Source organism: Bremerella sp. JC817 (assembly GCF_040718835.1).
Lineage (GTDB): Bacteria > Planctomycetota > Planctomycetia > Pirellulales > Pirellulaceae > Bremerella.
This window is the reverse complement of the sequence record NZ_JBFEFG010000259.1, coordinates 281229-300130: the sequence shown is the minus strand read 5'-3', so window position 1 is coordinate 300130 and position 18902 is coordinate 281229. Positions and strand designations below refer to the sequence as shown.

16 protein-coding genes and 3 tRNA genes are annotated in these 18902 nt (G+C 55.9%); 17 read left to right on the top strand and 2 right to left on the bottom strand.

The window, feature by feature from the left end:
* Positions 1–344: 344 nt before the first annotated feature.
* Positions 345–417 (bottom strand) — tRNA-Ala (locus AB1L30_RS06350).
* Positions 418–463: 46 nt separating this feature from the next.
* A tRNA-Ile gene (locus AB1L30_RS06345) sits at positions 464–537 on the bottom strand.
* A gap of 299 nt (positions 538–836) precedes the next feature.
* Between AB1L30_RS06345 and AB1L30_RS06340 the strand changes: the two genes are divergently transcribed.
* The 17 genes from AB1L30_RS06340 (at position 837) to AB1L30_RS06260 (ending at position 18869) form a co-directional block, all read left to right on the top strand.
* On the top strand, positions 837–2744 hold the full coding sequence (locus AB1L30_RS06340) for a redoxin domain-containing protein (RefSeq protein ID WP_367012590.1): 1908 nt from the start codon (positions 837–839) through the stop codon (positions 2742–2744).
* Between the two features lie 172 nt (positions 2745–2916).
* Entirely contained in the window at positions 2917–3198 is a 282-nt protein-coding gene (locus tag AB1L30_RS06335; protein WP_345095870.1) for a hypothetical protein, read from the top strand.
* Between the two features lie 482 nt (positions 3199–3680).
* Positions 3681–4754, top strand: a complete 1074-nt coding sequence (locus AB1L30_RS06330; protein WP_367012589.1) for a DUF1559 domain-containing protein — start codon at positions 3681–3683, stop codon at positions 4752–4754.
* A 155-nt stretch (positions 4755–4909) separates the two neighbouring features.
* On the top strand, positions 4910–5350 hold the full coding sequence (locus tag AB1L30_RS06325) for a carboxypeptidase-like regulatory domain-containing protein (RefSeq protein WP_367012588.1): 441 nt from the start codon (positions 4910–4912) through the stop codon (positions 5348–5350).
* A 437-nt stretch (positions 5351–5787) separates the two neighbouring features.
* The gene (locus tag AB1L30_RS06320) at positions 5788–6291 is read left to right on the top strand and encodes a hypothetical protein (protein ID WP_367012587.1); all 504 of its coding nucleotides are present in this window, start codon (positions 5788–5790) and stop codon (positions 6289–6291) included.
* Positions 6292–6611: 320 nt separating this feature from the next.
* Entirely contained in the window at positions 6612–7604 is a 993-nt protein-coding gene (locus tag AB1L30_RS06315; protein ID WP_367012586.1) for a BON domain-containing protein, read from the top strand.
* A gap of 343 nt (positions 7605–7947) precedes the next feature.
* Positions 7948–8538 carry a hypothetical protein gene (locus AB1L30_RS06310; RefSeq protein WP_367012585.1) on the top strand — a complete coding sequence of 197 codons (591 nt, stop codon included), beginning with the start codon at positions 7948–7950 and terminating at the stop codon, positions 8536–8538.
* Positions 8539–8756: 218 nt separating this feature from the next.
* Positions 8757–9587, top strand: a complete 831-nt coding sequence (locus tag AB1L30_RS06305) for an AraC family transcriptional regulator (RefSeq protein WP_367012584.1) — start codon at positions 8757–8759, stop codon at positions 9585–9587.
* 206 nt (positions 9588–9793) lie between these two features.
* On the top strand, positions 9794–10456 hold the full coding sequence (locus tag AB1L30_RS06300; protein ID WP_367012583.1) for a DUF1080 domain-containing protein: 663 nt from the start codon (positions 9794–9796) through the stop codon (positions 10454–10456).
* A gap of 382 nt (positions 10457–10838) precedes the next feature.
* Positions 10839–13793: a tetratricopeptide repeat protein gene (locus tag AB1L30_RS06295; RefSeq protein ID WP_367012582.1), complete on the top strand. Its 2955-nt coding sequence runs from the start codon at positions 10839–10841 to the stop codon at positions 13791–13793.
* Positions 13794–14657: a MotA/TolQ/ExbB proton channel family protein gene (locus AB1L30_RS06290; RefSeq protein ID WP_367012581.1), complete on the top strand. Its 864-nt coding sequence runs from the start codon at positions 13794–13796 to the stop codon at positions 14655–14657.
* 24 nt (positions 14658–14681) lie between these two features.
* Complete coding sequence (locus AB1L30_RS06285; RefSeq protein WP_367012580.1) at positions 14682–15101, top strand: biopolymer transporter ExbD; 420 nt, start codon at positions 14682–14684, stop codon at positions 15099–15101.
* A 36-nt stretch (positions 15102–15137) separates the two neighbouring features.
* Entirely contained in the window at positions 15138–17210 is a 2073-nt protein-coding gene (locus tag AB1L30_RS06280; RefSeq protein ID WP_367012579.1) for a hypothetical protein, read from the top strand.
* A 208-nt stretch (positions 17211–17418) separates the two neighbouring features.
* The gene (locus AB1L30_RS06275) at positions 17419–17631 is read left to right on the top strand and encodes a twin-arginine translocase TatA/TatE family subunit (protein WP_367012577.1); all 213 of its coding nucleotides are present in this window, start codon (positions 17419–17421) and stop codon (positions 17629–17631) included.
* 104 nt (positions 17632–17735) lie between these two features.
* On the top strand, positions 17736–18086 hold the full coding sequence (locus AB1L30_RS06270; protein WP_345095856.1) for a twin-arginine translocase TatA/TatE family subunit: 351 nt from the start codon (positions 17736–17738) through the stop codon (positions 18084–18086).
* 50 nt (positions 18087–18136) lie between these two features.
* Positions 18137–18210 (top strand) — tRNA-Val (locus AB1L30_RS06265).
* 212 nt (positions 18211–18422) lie between these two features.
* Positions 18423–18869 (top strand): hypothetical protein, encoded by a 447-nt coding sequence (locus AB1L30_RS06260; RefSeq protein ID WP_367012576.1) that lies wholly within the window; start codon positions 18423–18425, stop codon positions 18867–18869.
* The last annotated feature ends 33 nt before the right edge of the window (positions 18870–18902 follow it).

Sequence of the window (18902 nt, the reverse complement as noted above, 5' to 3'; positions counted from 1 at the left end):
TAATAACCATATAACTCTATGAAATTGCATCGTTTATGCCGCAACGAAGTCTTGTCTGGCTCAAGGTCAAAAACCTCAAACCCGGCATCGCTTCGTCACGCAAAATGCCATCTACCAACCAAATTGTCAAAGATCGTTTTCGACTCGGCTAAGCCTGGTCGTCTTCCGCTGAGCGGAATGAAAAGGAGCTCAAAGGTCTCCGTTTCATTGCGGTCAGTTAAAGTGTTTCCCAGTGGGGAAGTGCCAAAGTTTACTCAGCAAGTTTGCTTTGTAAAGGGCCCCTCGAAAAACTTTCGAGAGATTTTTTCGAGGCCGCAAATCGCTTGGATTATTGGCCTCGAAAGTGGAGCTGACAGGGATCGAACCTGCGACCCTCTGCTTGCAAAGCAGATGCTCTCCCAGCTGAGCTACAGCCCCTAAACTCGGGTCGCCTATCTTAGAAGACTTTTCTAAGTCAGGCTAGTGGGCATACCAAGATTCGAACTTGGGACCTCGTCGTTATCAGCGACGCGCTCTAACCAACTGAGCTATATGCCCCCTGTTGAGGACAGTGCCTCAACGGGAAGTAGCAAATTCTATCGAGCCCCAAGCGTCTGTCAAACGGGGGTTTGTCATTTTCGTGCCACTTGCGCGAAATTGCGATTAGAAATGACCGAAACTTCACTGCTATAGAGGTGTAATCCGCCTAAAAGTTCAGGCTAAAGCACCTGCGAGATGCCGAAAAAACTGATGGTGATTCCCCCGGCTGTTTTATGGATAATTGCCTGCAGCTATCGCAAGCAATGAACAGTTGCTGTCAAAAGCATTTGCGGCATTTAGAGACAAGGAAGTATGGAATGATGAGTCACAAGGCTCGATGGGCGATGGCCCTGGGCGTAGGCATGGTTTGCTCTTCTTCGGCTGTCGCGGCCGGACCTTCCGCTGAGCAGGCCTTGGCGTTGCAGCCCATTCAAGCGAATGTCGACTTTCAACGGCCTGAGCCCAACGAGATTCCGAAGTGCAATATTGCCGCGGAAAAGGTGGGTGAAGCGACCGGTTGGGTCGTGACTGGGCCAAGTGGCGAGCGGCTGCGGGTCTTCCTCGATACCAATAACGATAAGAAGGTCGATCTCTGGTCGTACTATAAGGACGGCGTCGAGGTCTATCGCGACATCGATACCGACTTCAACGGCAAAGCAGACCAGTATCGCTGGTTGGGCATGGCTGGAACCCGCTGGGGTTTGGATAAAGACGAAGATGGCGTCGTGGACCAGTGGAAGATGATTTCGGCCGAAGAAGTCTCGGCGGAACTGGTCGAAGCGGCCAAGGCAGGCGATGCCGATCGTTTCGCCGCCTTACTGCCCAGTGACTCGGAATTGAAGTCGCTGGGGCTGACCGGTGCCCGGGCTCAAGACGTAACTAAGAAGGTTCAAAACGGCGTCCAGGAGTTTTCGGCCTGGGTTCGTCAGCAAAAGGCCATTGGTAAGGGAACCAAGTGGGTGCACTTCGGGGCCACGCGTCCCGGTGTCGTTCCTGCGGGTGCCGAAGGCGTCACCCAGGATCTGGTTGTCTATGAAAACGCGATCGCCGTCCTGGAAAGTGGTGGCGAGCATGGTCAGGTCGAACTTGGCACGCTGGTTCGCGTTGGTGATGCCTGGCGTCTGATCGGTTCGCCGGTCTATACCGGTGGCAATGGCGACGTGGCTGCCAATACTCAGGGCTACTTCTTCTCGGTCAGTTACAGCGGTTCGCCGGCGGCTGGTCAGGGTGGCATGGGCATGGGTGCCGAAATGCAGGAGATCCTGAACTCGCTGGAAACCCTCGATCAAAAGATGGGTCAAGCCGCGACGCCTGAGCAGCGCGAGCAGATCGCATTGCAGCGTGTGGAAGTGATTAAGAAGGTGATCGCAGCCGCCAACGACGACGAAATGCGAGAGAATTGGATCAAGCAGTTAGCAGACGCTCTAAGTGGCGGGATTCAGACCGGCGAACTGACCCAGGGTCTCGACCAGCTTCAATCGCTGGCCAATCAGGTCGAAGCTCGCGCTCCAAAGACGGAACTGGCTGCTTATGTCCGCTTCCGTGAGATGTCGGCGGAATACGCGCTGCAGTTCCAGGATCCGAAGGCAGACTACGCCAAGATTCAGGATGCCTGGCTCGAAAAGCTGGAAGGGTTCATCGAAACCTATCCTAAGAGCCCGGAAGCTGCTGAGGCGATGATGCAGTTGGCAATCGCTCACGAGTTCGCAGGCGAAGAAGACGATGCCAAGAAATGGTTTGGTCGAATTCGTGGCGAGTTCTCTGGCACTGCCCTGGCCGATAAGGCCAACGGTGCGATCCGCCGTCTGGATGCCGTGGGGCAGCCATTCGCGATTCGTGGCAAGACAATGGATGGTAAAGCCCTCGATTCGTCCGCCTTCAAGGGCCGCCCGGTTCTGGTTCACTACTGGGCTACCTGGTGCGAGCCTTGCAAAGACGACATGGCCATCATGCGTCAGATGCAGGCCAAGTATGGTGCTCGTGGCTTCCAGTTGGTTGGTGTCAGCCTCGATTCGTCGGAAGACGAACTGAAGCAGTTCCTCACTGCCAATCGTTTGCCGTGGCCGCAACTGTACGAAGAAGGTGGCCTCGATAGCCGCTACGCTTTGGAGATGGGCGTGCTGACTTTGCCAACGATGATCTTGATTGGTCCTGACGGTAAGGTCGTTAGTCGTAGCCTACATATTTCGCAGTTGGATACCGAGCTCGGCAAGTTGATCAAATAGTTTTCAACGACGAATGTCGATAGATAACACAGGGCACGTCTCGTGGTTCGGGACGTGCCTTTTTTTGTGGATGCCAGCTTGTCGAATTCGTATTTGGGAAATGGGTCGACTTTAGTAAAACTTGGCCTTCTCGAAATGAATTCGAAAAATAGCTCCAACGATTGGACCCTGGATGTTTCCCTTTCATATTCCACTACAGGTTTGGTGGTTTGCTGCGATTCTATACGCATGTGCGATCCTGAGCGTTATCTGGGTTCGTTTTGCCAGGGATACTGCTAATCAGCAATTGGCCCAGGTTGCTTCCGTGACCAGCTTCGTCGTGCTGACGGTTCACTTAGTGCACGAGATCACCAGCGGCTCCGGCTTCTGGTTGGCGGGAAGCATTGTGTTTGTCATTCTCGCGGTCATTTGCGTCTTCGAGCCAGGTCCACATCGCCCGACGCGACATATCTAAGCTGTCGCGATCGTTGCATCGGCCGGTGTGCATATTTCTACAATACTGGTTCATTTGAGGGGGCTCTCTTGGCTCCAATTGTGTTGTTTCAGCATCACAATCTTGTCCCTGTCATCGTCTTTCGCGCAGCGTAAAAACTCGCTGCGTTACTCTCGATCTGGGTTCGCCATGTGCCTTTCTTTCCCTTAATGAGTGGTGAAATGTCGTCGGTTGATCCAGTCCTCTTTAGTCGTGCCTGATCTACAGGTTCTCGGTAAACGTGTTCGTCAGTAGGTGCGAATTTGTATTAATTCTGCATATGTCAAGTTGATTTCATTCAAGACGAACTTCAATTTTTCATGCAAAATTACGAACGTTGACTGACGACGCCCCATCGTCTGACGCATCGCTAAGTTCTTTCCCCATCATGCATTGAAGCCTCGTGCGCGAGGTGTCCATTTATTCATTCTTCATCCATCGGATGTCCTGGGAGAAAGTCTGTCATGTTTGTTTCTATCGACTGCCATGGGCGAAATCGTCGCGGTTTCACCCTCGTGGAATTGCTGGTGGTGATCGCCATCATCGGTACGCTGATCGCCCTCCTCTTGCCTGCCGTTCAACAGGCTCGTGAGGCGGCTCGACGTATGTCTTGCAGCAATAACCTGAAGCAGATGGCATTGGCTTGTCATATTTATCACGATATCTCCAACAAGTTGCCACCTTCCGGTTTCGGCGAAGACTTGACTGCCGAAGGTTGGGGACGCAAGGCTTCGTGGCTCGTTCGCATCATGCCAGGCCTGGAACTGAAGACGGCCTACGATGGTGCCCCAATGGTCAACTCATCGTTCGACTTCGTGAACGCCAGTTGGGCTGCCCCAGGAAAGCATTGGCAGGTTGCCATGAATATGCGGGCCCCCGTCTTTAATTGCCCATCGAGCCCGCTGCCAAACGAACTGACCTGGCCCGTGAGCGGTGGTACCCAGTCGCTCGGTTCGCCTGCTGAAATTCCGATTCAGGTGACCGACTACGTCGGAAACGGGGGAACCACGTACGTTGGTGGTACGCTCGATCCACATCCCGAATCTTTCTGGGCTCGATCCGGCCACAACTGCCAGAACGGTGTGATCACCATGCAGTATCGGGACTACCCAGTTCCAGCCTTCCCAGGCGGAACGATCGGTTTCAAGGACGTGACTGACGGTACCTCGAACACCGTCATGCTCGGCGAACAGGGGGACTTCCATGAAAATCCTTGGAACGACCACAAGGATTCGCGTGCTTCGCGCGTTTCAGGTGGCCTGTGGTCGTGCGGTTCTGGTACGCCAGATGTTGGGATCTCGAATCACGTCGTCACCGAATTCCCGATTAACCATAAGGGAGACGAATGGTGGGGCACCGGTGGCTGGTTCGACAATACCGAGTCGTGGGTGAACACTGCTTTTCGATCCGCTCACCCCGGTGGTGCCCAATTCGCGATGACCGATGGTTCGGTTCGCTTTATTCCGGAAACGATCGGCTTCCGCACCTACACGGCGCTGATGGACCGAGCCGATGGCAACGTCACCAATAACGAGTAATCGTGGTTCAGGGGGCCTGGTCTGATCGATGGCCAGGCACCCCTTTCCGGTTTCTCGCGGCTCTTTCTTTCTTTGCGTTTCGCTAGCGTTGGTCCCGAATCCTGGCCAGCGAAATTGCGAGTTCGTTTCAATTCTGTTTCTCTGGTGTCTAAACGATGAATGCCAAATTTCGTCCGGCAATTGCTCTCTTGGGCGTTACCATCTTGGTTTCTGCGGTGGGTTGCTTCGGGCCAGCTGGTCCCAAGGTTGGCCAGGTAGAAGGGACGGTTCTGGATAACGGCAAGCCGGTAAGTAATGCCAAGGTGACGTTTTTCCCTGCCGATGGCCGTCCTTCCTACGGCTCGACCGACTCGAACGGTCACTACGTTTTGAAATACAGTGACTCGATTCCAGGTGCTGTCGTCGGTTCGCACGATGTCCAGATCAATATCATGTCGATGTCGGTTCCGCAAAGACAGGAAGGCATGGCTCCGAATAAGGTCAGCAGAACCGCCATGCCTGCGATTCCCAAACGCTATAGCTGGCCGACGACCGTCGAAGTAACAGACGGTATGAACGACCTCTCGTTCGATTTGAAAGAGGCGAAGAGCCGCTAAAGCGAGGCTCTTGGCTTCTACGTCACCAAGCGAATGATACGATCACCAGAAAGCAGGTCGCGTCTGTGACCTGCTTTCTGGTGATGAGCTTGGATTCAGGCCTCCTCTGGCCTTGTTTAGTTGCGGTACTGCTTGTTCGCGGGATTCTTCGGTTGGCTGCCTTCTCTGCTAGCGTGCTTGTGCGTGACAGCGTCTTGGCCTCCCCTTCCCCGCCGATCTAACCAGGTGTTGTTGGCCGCTCGGCCGGAATTTGCGGTACGACTGGCAGAATTGGAAAATTTCCTTCTTTCGGCAGCTTCTTTTTGCCGAAACACCCTCTAGGTCAATTTATGTCTATGACCCGAGCGGTGGTGATTGGCTGGTTTCGATGGCCAGCAAGTGTGCCCTGAGACGCTCGGTTTCGCGCAACTTATGCCGCGCACTATCGGGAGAATGCGATGCGTTTGTCGGTCCTTCAATTCGCGTTGGTGCTGGGTGCCTTCGCATTGCCCGCGACGGCCATGTCGCAAGAAGGCATGCCGATGCCTCAGTACGTCATGCAACAGCAGGCGATGCAGCAACAAGCCATGCAGCAACAAGCCATGCAGCAGCAGGCGATGATGCCGCAAGCCGCTGGCCAATCGGTTCTGGTGAACCACGAAGCTGCCATGCCACAAGGCTACGGCCAGGCTTATTGCCCTCCTGGGCAAGGTCACCATGGCATGTTCCAGCACCATCAGCAGTCGAACCTGCCGGGATACGCCTACCCAAATTACGGCGGCAATCCTAACTTCGGTGCGATGAACTATCCGCCTCAACAGGCTCCGGCTGTGTGGCCGTACACGGGTTCTTACTACCCGTACCCACAGATCCCGCCAGGCTGGAAGAAGGTCGCCCTGGAATGGGACGACGGCTACTGGTACCTCGACTTCATGTCGAAAAAGAAGGCGAAGCATCACTAAGCTTCGATCCAAAAATATCAAAGCCCTCGCCCTGGTTTGCGAGGGCTTTTTTAATGCGCCGGTTGTTCCGGTTACGTAAGATTCGGCGGCGAGTTTCGGCCGTTTTAACTGGCAAAATCGAAAAAACACTGCCTTTAAGACCAATCGTTAGCCGAATGAAGGGAAGGCAGAACCGTTGTGATCGGTGTCTGCGTCATTACTGGCAGATACCGTTCGATTGAAAAGCGATTCCGGCTTCTCCTGCTTCCCGTAGCAAAACCGAGAACGACCGGGTTTACAGCAATCAACGCGTGAAGATGAATTTCCTAGGAGGGGGGACGATGTCACGTCTAATGCATTTGGCGATCATGGCTGCCTTTATGGCTGTGCCTGCGATCGCGATGGGTGGCGATACCGAAATTGCCCAGTCCATTGTGAAGCAGTTGCAAGCCAAGAAAGCCGAAGGAAGCCTGAAGGGCTTTAATATTGGTCTGCGAGTCGAAGAGGGTGTGGTGCTGCTGGAAGGACATGTTTCCAGCCCAGAACAGCACGACATGGCGATCGACGTTGCTCGTCGCGTCTCGGGTGTTGCCCGCGTCGTCGATGGCATCCGGATCGAAGGCACCGCTGGCGGTCCAGAACTGGCTGGCCCAGTTACGACGCCTCGCGAACTGGCGGCTGGCGATATCACCCAGCCAGCTCCGAAGCGTGCTCCTTCGCTGGAACCTGCCACGCAGCCAGTGATCGAAGAAGCTTACGCTCAGCAGGTTCCTGCGGTTCCGCAGGTGCTGGAAGAAGTTAGCCTGGAACCACAGGGCGATTTCAGCTTCTCGCCGATCATGCCTGCGAGTGCCGAACGCCCAAGTGCCGATCAATCGGCGATGATTGGCGAACCAACCCCTGCCGCTCCACTGCGTCAGTTGAAGCCAGTTCCGGCTGCTCAGCCACGTCCGATGCCGGCTGCTGCACCTGCTTACCAGGTTGCCGCGAACAACAACAACGCCGCTGCGATGAACGCGAACATGAACGCTGCCCAGCAGCCAATGGTCGCTCCTCCAGCTTACTACCCAGCCCAGTACGGCTACGGTGGTTACTACCGCCCAGTTCGCTACGATCACCCACGTATGCCTGGCTACGCATGGCCAGCTTATGCGGCTCATCCGAACTACGCCGCGGTGACCTACCCACGTCAGTACTCGCCACAGGCTTGGCCATACATCGGCCCATTCTATCCTTACCCACAAGTCCCACTGGGATGGCGTAAGGTCGAAATGGAATGGAAAGATGGCTGGTGGACGCTGGACTTCAAGGCCCGCCGTCACAACTCCTTCTAAAGAAGAGAGGCCAGAGCTCGCTCGTGACTGCGGGCAAGCCTTGGCACATCCGATCCCCTCAAAAGCCTTCGCGACTCGGCGGAGGCTTTTTTGTTGCCTGGGCGCCAGCTGCCAGAGGCTCGCCCAGGCCGCCCAGCGGTATGGATAGCAGGTGGAGCAAGGCAAGCTAGCGGTGTCATTGCTAGAAATTTCGGGCCAGCCGGAAAAAGCCGCAAGTTTGTTACAGCTTCACACGATAACTAAGTACAGATAAGCGCCCACTTCATGGAGGAAGTGGTTGTCCGGTGGGTCGGATTCATAGGGGCCCAGCCCTAAATCGCCCTGGAAGGCATTGAGGAAAACGATGAAACGAAGCATTCTGAAGCTCAGCTTAATCTTGGGTGTCGGGTTGGCCGCCGTGAGCAGCACTGGTTGCACGACCCAGGGTCCGTATCTTGGCCCGCTGCTGTTTCCTATTCCCGTCTCTCCTTACCATATGAAGCAGAAGGAAGACGAGTTTCACGATCACGAGCGATACGATCGTGCCCCGGTTCTGCCAGCGATTCCGCCTGGTGCTCCGCATGTGGCACTCGATCCGCCAAGCGACGACGAAGTGATGCGTGCCTTGGAACGTGCTCGCCCGGTTCAGGGTGGCCTGCCGTTCCTGCATGAAGTGCAGCGGAACAACGTCCGCATCAAGAAGGAAAAGATCGCCGACTACGTCGATCCTCCACGTGTGATGCCGCTGGTTGGTCCCGTTCAACTGCACCACGCTCACTACAAGTGCACGATTTACTACACCGAAATCGTCCGAGTGGGCTGGCCTTTCCCTCACACCCTGCGTGACGAGGACACCCAAGAGGTCATCTACATCGACCATAACCACCTCCACCGAGTTGGCAACGTCCAAGAAGACCTGCCAGGCCCGGTTGGTCCGACCCAAATGGCCCTGTAGTTCAGGCCCGGTCGGAATCTGATCCCCAAAAGAGCGTCGTATCCCCCGCGGATGCGACGCTTTTTTCGTAAACAGGGGCGATTAATCTTCCGGAAAACGTTTCCTCGATGTTTCATCTGTCGCCTAATCTGGGTTATAGTAATCCCGATTTGAAACAGGTTAGGGAAACTTACTCCCCATCGAGCCATTTAGGGCCCATGCTGAATTTGACCCCTTCATTGACAAATCGCCCTCTGGATGAGACCCTGCCGTCGTGGGGTGTGCTGATCCTGGAAAGTCATCACGGTCCTGACTTCGAAATGGAGTTTCGGGTCCATGACTTCGTGAAGGTGCTGTATGTCATTTCCGGAAGTGGGTCGGTTCACGTTGGCGAAGATCGCTACGAGGTAAGCCCCCGTGATATGGTGGTGGTGCTGCCTGGGCGAAAGAACCGGATCGAGGATTCGCCAAATTCGCCGATCTCTTGCTATGTCCTGTGTGTGCATCGATCGTTGTTGACGTTCGATTCTCAGGCCATCTCGGCCCTGCCCTTGGGGCTGCTCCCGCGACAGGCTCACTTTGCTCAGCGGATCGAACGCCGCCTTCGCCGTTTGTTGTATCAGCAATTACAGAACAGCCCGCTGACTCCGCTGGCCATGGTTTCCAACGGCCTGGAGATCCTCTCGCTGATCGCCAACCATCGCGTTGAGAAGACCGAAGGGCTGTCCGATCTGTCGCAAGAGCCGGGCGTCGACGAAATGGTTGCGTACATCCGCCACCTCGACACGCACTTCTTTGAAGCCACGACAATCGACGAAGCATCAAGCAGCGTTGGTATTCCGCGGCGGCGATTTACGCAGTTGTTTCGTGGCGTGACCGGGCAGACCTGGTTGAACTACGTTCAGGAACTTCGTGTCGAGCATGCCTGTAAGCTGCTCGAAACGACCGATCGGCCGATCACTTCGATCGCGTTCGAGTGTGGCTTTGCTGAACTCTCGACCTTCTACCGCGCTTTCCGCAAGATGCGCGATGTCACGCCAAGTGCCTGGCGACGATCCCGCGCCGACTAGGCGGATCGCATCGCTTTTATTCGTGTCAAATCACCTCCTTCGTCTGACGAGCCGCTGCGCATGGGGCTGATGTGTTAGCGAAAACGAAGTCGTAAAGGTTAAAAATGAGGGCACGAACTACTTTGACGGCACCTGATATCTCGTGCAGAATAAGAAGGCATTCTGATCCTGCCTTCCAATCTCACACTTCTGACGAGAACCACACTATGCGAAAACTGTTGGCTTCCCTTGTTCTGGGCCTGATGGTCGCCCTGCCTGCCTCGCTGACCTCGGCCGCGGAAACCGAAGAGGGCTTCGTTTCGATCTTCAACGGTAAGAACTTCGATGGCTGGGTCGGTAACACGGCTGGCTATAAAGTCGAAGATGGTGCGATCGTTTGCGATCCGACCGCGGGCGGTGGCAACATTTACACCGAGAAGGAATACCCGAACTTCGTCCTGCGGTTTGATTTCAAACTTCCCGAAGGTGCCAACAATGGTCTGGGCATCCGTGCTCCGCTGGAAGGCAACGCTGCCTACGCCGGATTCGAGCTGCAGATCCTCGACAACAAAGCGAAGATCTACGAAAAGCTGGCCCCTTACCAGTATCATGGTTCGCTCTATGGTTTGGCTCCGGCCAAGCGTGGTTTCCAGAAGCCGATCGGTGAATGGAACCAGCAAGAAGTGACTGTCGACGGCAACCAAATCACCGTCGTGCTGAACGGAACCACAATCCTCGACGTCGATCTCGACGAAATCCGCAGCAAGCCAACCCTCGATGGCCAGAAGCATCCAGGTCTGGATCGCGAAACCGGCCACATCGGTTTCCTGGGACATGGCGACAAAGTCGAGTTCAAGAACCTGCGAATCAAAGAGCTGCCAGCGAAATAAGCTTGCCAGCAAACCAAGCTCTCCAGCGAAGCAGCCTGTGGTGAATTCCATGGGCTGCTTTTTTTATGCTGTCACTGAGCACGCCCAGATCATCAATCGAGAATCTAATGTGCTGGCAGATTACGTCCTGTGAGCGGGGTGATTTCACAATCGTTCGCTAGCGGTAGCTTCGGTTTTCACGGTGATCTCTGAAATCGAAGATCCGCCGGGCAATTCAGGTAAACTCCGGTGTTCAGGCAGGTCGATTTTTAACAAGGATACAGGTTGGGTCCCGTTCTTGGTTGGGGACCGCTATTCACCTGAGGCGACGCTTGCGGATATGATTCGCCGCAACACTAGCATTCAGTTCTCAAGGATCGAGACTGCCGCACGGGTTCAAGGAATGAAACCCCCTTTTCATAAGTATTTGCTGATTACCGTTGTCGCCCTCGCTGCGACGTGGAGTCCTATGGCCTTCGCCGAAGATGCTGCCGAGCAGTATCGTGTGGGGTCGTTTCACTATTCGCGAGGCGATTGGCGCGAGGCGGTCGATTCGTTCGACCGGTTCCTGGTGGATCATCCCGATCACGAACGTGTCGGACTGATTCACTTCTATCGTGGCGAGTCGCTGATTCAGTTGAATCGCCCCGACGAAGCGTTGCGGGCCTACACGCTCTTCTTGAGTAAGGCTCCTGGACATAGCTTCGCCGAGCATGCCGAGTTCCGCGTGGCCGAGTGCTATGCGTTGAACAATCAGTTGGATGCCGCGAAGAACGCTTTCGAGATCTTCCAATCGAAACATAAAGGGAGCAAGCTGACTCCCCACATCTATCCGTACCTCGCCGAGATCGCTGCTAAGCAGAAGAACTGGGACGAAGCGGTATTGATGTACAACAAGTCAGTCAAGCTGGCCGCGTCGCCTGCCACTACGGCGGAATCGCGACTTGGGTTGGCTCGGGCCTACGGCGAATCGAATCGCTGGAAGGAAGCCGGCCTCACTTACGAACAGTTGCTGATCGACCTGAAAGAACTACCAGGCAAGTACCCGGCCGGTTCGATCGCACTCGAAGCCGGTATCGCGGAATTCAAGGCGGGCAGCTACCGCCGCGCCGTGGCTCGTTTCGAGTTGGCGGCAACGCAAGATCCCAAGCTGAATGATCAAACCAGCTTCTGGATTGCCAAGACTTACTATCAGGTGCGTGACTGGCCGAATGCTTTGGATCGCTTGACCTCGCTCAAGACCACCCAGGCACTGCCTGACTTCCAGGACGAAATCCACTACCTGATCGCGAAGATTGCCATCGAGCAAGGCAACGCCAGCCAGGCCGTTGCCGTACTGGAAGATCAACTGCAAACCTGGCCGAATTCGACCTGGACCGACGAAGCACTCTATCAACTTCTCAATATTCGCCTGCAGCAGGATAACCTGGATCAGGCCGAAAAGACTTGGAATCGCTTGGCCAAGTGCACGCCAGCTACCGAGATGACGGTTCGAGCTCAATTGGCTCTCGTCTCCGCTTTGCAGCAAAAGGATCAACACGAAAAGGCACTTCAGGTGCTGGCAGTGACCTTCCCAGAGCTCGACGGCGAAGCAAGTCAGGCCGATCGCTACGTCTACCTGAAAGCGGTTTCGCTGTTCGCTTTGAAACAGACCGAAGAAGCGAAACAGTTGATCGTCGACACGGCCGCCGACCGTCATGGAAATTACCGTGGTATGTCGCTGATGCTGCTGGGGATGATCCATAGTCAGAACGAAGATTGGGGCAGCACGGTTGCCGCTTTGAATGGAGCGATCGAAGAGATCTCGACTTCCGAGCATCGCACGATTGCCCAGTTGCGAAGCACCAACGCCCTGCTCCACTGCGATCGGATTGCCGATGCCAAGCAGGCCTGGAGCCAGGTCGATCGTTCGCGACTCTCGGTCGACAACTACCTGACCGAAGTTTCGCACATCGCCGGTACGGCCTATCGCAAGGGTGAGATCGCCTGGGCCGAATCGCTTTATCAAGAGATGGCTCAAGGGGACAACCCAGAGCGGTTCATCGAACAAGGTCTGGCCGGTCTGGCCTGGTGCCAACTGGCAACGGCCGATCCGGATGCCGCGAACAAAACGCTAGACGAGCTGATGGAAAAGAACCCTGGCAGTCCTTTGGCTGTCGGAGCATTGTTTCAGCAAGCTCAGCAATTGGAAGCGACCGACGTCGATTTGGCGATGACCCGCTATCGTCAGTTGGCCGAACATCATCCGAAAGATCCACTGGCCGCCCATGCTCGTTTGCGTTGTGCGACCATCCTGGATCAACTCAGCCGGGACAGTGAAGCGGAAGTGATTCTGGCTGATATGGCCAAGAATCCGCCAGCTGGTTTGGCTGCCGAAGACCTTTGGTACCGATTGGCCTGGGTCCGACTTGATCAGAAGAAGGAAAAGGAAGCCCTCGAGGCGTTCCAGCAGATTCACCAGCGATTCCTGGATGGAGCCATCTGGGAAGATTCGACTTATCGTCTGGCCGAAGCGGCCCTGAAGGCAGGCAAGCTCGACCAGGCTCGGAAGTATCTGCAGAAGTTGTTGGAAGTGAATTCCGAAAGCAAGGTGGCCATGTTTGGTCGCTACATGCTGGGACAGGTCGAAGTGCAAAGCGGCAACTGGGACGCTGCAATTCCGCAGATGGACCAAGTCGCCGATTCGATCTCCGACGAACCATTGCATAGCATGGCGATGTTCTGGGGTGGCGAAGCCCGTTTCCGCGGCGAAAAGTTTGCCGAAGCCCAAAAGCGTTTCGAGCAGATGCTGACCGAGAACATGGGCCGTGCGCTGGAAACATTGCCAGTGGCTGAGATGCGGTTGGCTCAGATCCAGGCCCATCAGGGGAACTGGGATCTCGCTTACGAGCGAGCCGTCGAAATCGGCAAGAACTATCCGCAGTTCTCGCAGGTCCACGAACTGGAATACCTGATGGGACGTTGCCTCGCACGCCAAGGCAAGTTCCAGGAAGCCCGCGCGGCTTACAACAAGGTTTGCCAGTCGAACGTCGCCGGCCAAAGCGAAACGGCTGCGATGGCTCAGTGGATGATTGGCGAAACCTACTTCCATCAAAAGAACTACGACGCAGCCATTCGTGCCTACGCGAAGGTTGCTACCCATTACGAAAACTTCTCGAAGTGGAAAGCCGCTGCACTATTGCAGATCGGCAAGTGCCACGAAGTCCAAGAGGACTGGGAGAAAGCGAGCCAGTACTACACGGAAGTACGTACTGACTACGAAGCGACGCCCTTTGCCCCAGAGGCGGAACTGCGGCTGAGTGTCGTGCGGCAACGCACCCAGCAAGCTCAGGTAGAAGGAACAACAAGGACCAAATAAATGACCATCTCTGGGGTAGAATGGATTCGCGCCTCAATCACTTACCGGTCTCTGGCTTGGGGTGCGCTGTTATTGATCGTGGCGAGCTGCTTCGCCGCGGATGTGTGGGCTCAAGGGCCCGGGCAACCGGCACCACTGCCGACGCTGCCCAGCCTGACCGAAGGGGACCCGATCCCCACGAAGAACCTGCTGCAGGTTTTTCGTGATGGCGGCTTGCTGATGTATCCGATCGGGCTTTGCTCGATCATTCTGATGGTGTTCGTTTTTGAACGAGCGATCAGCCTGCGTCGTGGCCGCGTGATTCCGCGTCCCTTCGTCAAACGCTTCATCGAACAAGTCAAAGATGGTCGTCTCGACCAGGATCAGGCCCTCGCCTTGTGCGAAGAGAACCAAAGCCCCGTGGCGGAAGTGTTCGCGGCCGCGGTCAAAAAATGGGGACGCAGTTGCGTTGAAGTCGAGCAAGCGATTCTCGACTCCGGCGAGCGCGTCACATCGCGTCTTCGCCAATACCTGCGACTGTTCAACGGGATCAGCACCATCAGTCCTTTGCTGGGTCTGCTTGGTACTGTGCTTGGCATGATCAGTGCCTTCAATGCGATTGCCGCCCAGGGCGAAGCAGCCGGTCAGCGCGAACTGCTGGCCAGCGGTATCAGCCAGGCCCTGCTGACGACGGCGGCTGGTCTGACGGTCGCTCTGCCGGCGTTGATCGCGTACCTGTTTTTCTCGGGACGGGTCGATCGTTTGATCCTCGAGATCGACGCCCACAGTCAGGATGTGGTCAATGCGATCGCATCGGACGGTTGGAAAGATAAACGCAAAGCGGCGTCGCGTCGTGCCAGCCGATCCACCGCGAAAGCGGCTTAACCAGGCCCAGTCAGGGAGAAGGTCATGCCGCTTAAAACGCACCCCGAAGACGCTCCGGCGCTGAACCTGACGCCGATGATCGACATTCTATTCTTGTTGATCATTTTCTTCATGGTGGGATCGAAGTTCACCGAGATGGAACGCTCGGTTGATCTCGACGTGCCGCAAGTCAACGATCTTGGGGCTTTGACCGCCGCGCCCGAAAAGAAGGTGATTAACATCTTCCGCGATGGCCGCGTGATGCTCGGAACCCAGGTCGTCAGTCTGGAAGATCTGAAAACGGAACTCTCCGCCTCGCAGGCACAGTACCAGGATCTTGGTGTTCTGGTACGCGGCGATAGCGACGTTCCGTTTCAACAAGTTGCCACGGTGCTGACCACGGTCCGGCAGGCAGGGATTGCCGAAATGGCCATTTCGGTTCGTCTTACGAACGAACGGAGGTAGCCTGTGCCTGGAGGTTCGCTCGGTCTGATTGCAGAAATGAGCCAAACCACCTCACAGGTCGTGTGGGGCATCCTTTGGGGTGGCTTAGCGTTCATTACGCTGTCGCTGCTGATCTTGATGCAGACGCGCTGGGGGCAGGCTCGCCCGGTCTCGAAGTGTGTCGTGTTGTCGATCTTCGCGCACCTTCTGCTGATGACCTATGCCCAGATCACCGATCTCTTCGCACCTCCATCGCCTGGTGTCTCGGCACCGCTGAACATTCGTCTCAGTCAGATCGAATTTCAGCCAAGCGAAGATTTCAAATCGCAGAAGGAAGTCAAGCCTTGGGATCAACTGGCGATGTCGCCAGCTCCGGTTGAAGGTCTGATGACGCCGCTCGAACGGGTCGAAATGCCGGCCCTCGACCGCCCTGCTCCGGCAATGCCTCAGTTGCCGCAACCAAGCGAATCGCAGCGACCGTGGGACTTGCCGCTGCCGCAGTTGCCGCCGCAACAAATCGCGGAAAGCCAGTTGCCAGCCACCGGTCCGCAACTGGAAGCAGAGAACAACGCCAGTCCGCTGGAAGCCAAGGCGATTGCTCCACCGGCGATGCCTTCCGCAACTGCCCGGTCCCAGAGCATGCCGGCTCCGCTACCGATGCCACAGTTAGAGCGAATCGAGTCTGCCATGCCGCAGCTTCGTAGCATGCCTCAGCCGACCGAGATGGCAACCGATCCGTCGAACGATCTGCAGATGCTTCGCGACCCTGTTAACTCGACCGAAGCCGCCGATGCATTGCCAGGCGAACGCGATCAACTGTTGGCTTCGACTAACCAGCTAGAAGCAATGGCTCGCGGAGAAGGTGCTCGGGCAAGTTCGACCGCGCTCGATGCGACGCTCGCTTCGCTGAAGGGAAATCAAATGCAAGAGTTGTGGGCCAGCCGCATGGCCGCTCGCAACTTACCTTTGCCCCGCACCACACGGGCCCGGATGGATACGCAACCGTTGCCCTTGATCATGCAGGCCCGCGTGGTGGAAGACTCGAGTGCGTGGATCGAGATGATGGGTGGCTCGAAGGATATCGAACCGGCAGTAAACTCGGCGCTCGAATGGCTGGCTGCCAATCAGGAAGATGATGGCCGCTGGGATGCGGTGAAGCATGGTGCCGGCCAAGAAAACAAGGTCGCCGGTCACGATCGTCAGGGAGCCGGCAACAACGCCGATATGGGAATCACCGGCCTGGCAACACTGGCATTTCTCGGTAAAGGACACACGCACCTGGAAGGCAAGCATCGAGTCTGCGTTCAGAAGGCGCTCGAGTACCTGGTGAACCATCAGCAGCACGACGGCTGCCTGGGTGGTCAGGCGGGGATGTATGCCAAGATGTATTGCCACGCGATGGCCTTGCTGGCGATCAGCGAGGCGTACGCGATGACCAAGGATGAACGCATCCGACCGTTTCTCGATCGCGGGCTGGCTTACACGATAACGGCCCAGCATCCACGTACCGGCGGCTGGCGATATAGTCCCGGCGATCAGGGAGACATGAGCCAGTTTGGTTGGCAGGTCTTGGCGTTGCACAGCGCCGCCCTTTCCGGCATCGAGATCGATAAGCAGACCCGCGAACTGATGACGCGGTTTCTCGATCAGGCCTCGGCTGGCCCTTCGCATGGTTTGGCTGCCTATCGCCCTGGCGAGAAAGCCAATCCCACGATGACTGCCGAAGCGTTGACGTGCCGCTTCTTCCTCGGGATCGAGAATTCCCCCCGGCAGATCGAAGAAGCGACCGACTTTGTCATGCTGAACGAGCCCGCCCAGGCCGATATCGACCTCTATTATTGGTACTACGGCACGCTGGCCATGTATCAGATGCAGGACGAAGCCTGGCGAAAATGGGCCGACAAGCTGCAACCGAAGCTGCTGGATATGCAGCGGAAAGATGGTCATTTGAGCGGAAGTTGGGACCCTAGGTGTCGTTGGGGGGGCTACGGAGGCCGGGTCTACTCGACCGCCATGGCAACTCTTTCGCTGGAAGTCTACTTCCGTTACCTGCCGATTTACCGGGAATTAGAGGCTGAAGAGCCGCGCGTTGCCGAAAAACCGTCACCATCGGTCGCAATTCCGCGGTAGCCATGGGGATGGGACGAATTTCATCCCTTTGACATAGATGGCTCGCTGCATAGAATAGGGAATCGGAATTTAATCTAACACGTTCCGCTTTTTGTCTTGGGAACCGCACGAGTTTGGTTCTGGTTAGACCCTCCTGGGTGCTGGCTCGCTTTCGCCGACTTGTTTGCGTGTATTTTCAATGCTCTCCATTTGAGTGTGAGGATATAGCATGATCGGTATGAATGATTTAGCGATGCTCGGTTTTGGTATGCCAGGCGTCCAGGAACTCGCCATTATCCTGGTGATCTGCTTGCTTCTGTTTGGCTCGTCCAAGTTGCCCGGTTTGATGCGGAGCATGGGACAGAGCGTGAACGAGTTCAAGCGGGGAATGAACGATCAGTCGGACGATTCTTCCGACCACGAAAAGAGTGAAACGCACTAAGCGAGCTCGATTCGGCGTTCTTCTTTTTCCCGTGCAAGCATTCAATGGACCCAGCGGCCGCGGTTATGGCGGTCGCTTCTCCATGGAGTTGAGAGATCATCACCATGTTGCATGAAATAGGCACATCAGCAGCACTACTGGGCTTTTTCGGCTCGATGGGCTTCCAGGAGATGGCCATCATCGGAGTTATTGCCATTCTTTTGTTTGGCAAAAACCTCCCCGGCGTGGCGAAAACCCTAGGAAAGCACTACGGCGACTTTAAACGCGGCCTGTCCGATATCCAAAACGAGTTCAACCATGCCACAAGGGAGGTTGAGGATTCGGTCAACGGCGGGTATAGTTCCAAGAGTTCGCCGGCGCAGTTCGACGACTACGACGATTTCGAGGAGGCCTCGGCACCGAAGTTCGAGCCTCCACCCCAATCGTCGAGTTCGGAGAAATCGGAACTTGCGTAATTCTGGCGAACCTTTCGGACGTAAAGTCCGACTAACAAGTTAAATACGTCGGGCGATTAGCTCAGTTGGTTAGAGCACTGTCTTCACACGGCAGGGGTCGTTGGTTCGAATCCAATATCGCCCACTCCAGGTCTTCGCGTCCTTCGACGCCAGGATTGGTTTCAGCCCCGGATTTTCCGGGGTTTTTTTATGCGCGGTCGTGATCGAGCGGACTCGATTGGCTGGGGCTATCAATGGCGGGGCTCCTCTTTTCGAGGGGCTTCCAGCTTGATCTTCGGCGGACGGCGGCCTATTCTTTTCACTAGTTCCGTTTGGTGAACCTTCTTTGGGACTGGTATGCGTAGCGTCGTTTCCGTTTGTTTGATCCTCTTTTTGCTTGTCGGGCAGTCATTCGCTGCTGCGCCGCACTGGCATTTTGATCAGACAGAGGTGGAAGCTGGCCAGCACGCCGATCGACCGCATGTGCATTGGCATGGCGATCATGACCATGGGCATCATCATGCCGTTCAGACCCAAGAAGAGCTCCCAACCGAGTTGCCTCCGGGCTCGGAGTCGACGGAACATGATGACGACGCGCTGTACGTCTCGATCGTCGATCTAGTGGTCGGCAGCGTTTCCGTCGAATTGCCAGAACTCTTGCTGATTGCCATCTGGCAACGGTCGCTGTCAGAGCAGCTTACGGCTGCGATGGTTTCCCCGACCGATTCCACCGGGCAAGCGATATCAGATTCTCCGCACCCAAGGTGCGCGCTCTACATGCAGCTTCTCTCGATTCGCTGCTAGTTCTCTCTCGGCATGTGCTGTGGCATGGTTCGA

Coding starts and splice junctions, on each gene's coding strand:
- AB1L30_RS06320 (WP_367012587.1), top strand. CDS start 5,788: ATGCGTTTGTCGGTCCTTCAATTCGCGTTGGTGCTGGGTGCCTTCGCA.
- AB1L30_RS06315 (WP_367012586.1), top strand. CDS start 6,612: ATGTCACGTCTAATGCATTTGGCGATCATGGCTGCCTTTATGGCTGTG.
- AB1L30_RS06260 (WP_367012576.1), top strand. CDS start 18,423: ATGCGTAGCGTCGTTTCCGTTTGTTTGATCCTCTTTTTGCTTGTCGGG.
- AB1L30_RS06270 (WP_345095856.1), top strand. CDS start 17,736: ATGTTGCATGAAATAGGCACATCAGCAGCACTACTGGGCTTTTTCGGC.
- AB1L30_RS06325 (WP_367012588.1), top strand. CDS start 4,910: ATGAATGCCAAATTTCGTCCGGCAATTGCTCTCTTGGGCGTTACCATC.
- AB1L30_RS06300 (WP_367012583.1), top strand. CDS start 9,794: ATGCGAAAACTGTTGGCTTCCCTTGTTCTGGGCCTGATGGTCGCCCTG.
- AB1L30_RS06285 (WP_367012580.1), top strand. CDS start 14,682: ATGCCGCTTAAAACGCACCCCGAAGACGCTCCGGCGCTGAACCTGACG.
- AB1L30_RS06280 (WP_367012579.1), top strand. CDS start 15,138: ATGAGCCAAACCACCTCACAGGTCGTGTGGGGCATCCTTTGGGGTGGC.
- AB1L30_RS06295 (WP_367012582.1), top strand. CDS start 10,839: ATGAAACCCCCTTTTCATAAGTATTTGCTGATTACCGTTGTCGCCCTC.
- AB1L30_RS06340 (WP_367012590.1), top strand. CDS start 837: ATGATGAGTCACAAGGCTCGATGGGCGATGGCCCTGGGCGTAGGCATG.
- AB1L30_RS06335 (WP_345095870.1), top strand. CDS start 2,917: ATGTTTCCCTTTCATATTCCACTACAGGTTTGGTGGTTTGCTGCGATT.
- AB1L30_RS06330 (WP_367012589.1), top strand. CDS start 3,681: ATGTTTGTTTCTATCGACTGCCATGGGCGAAATCGTCGCGGTTTCACC.
- AB1L30_RS06290 (WP_367012581.1), top strand. CDS start 13,794: ATGACCATCTCTGGGGTAGAATGGATTCGCGCCTCAATCACTTACCGG.
- AB1L30_RS06310 (WP_367012585.1), top strand. CDS start 7,948: ATGAAACGAAGCATTCTGAAGCTCAGCTTAATCTTGGGTGTCGGGTTG.
- AB1L30_RS06275 (WP_367012577.1), top strand. CDS start 17,419: ATGATCGGTATGAATGATTTAGCGATGCTCGGTTTTGGTATGCCAGGC.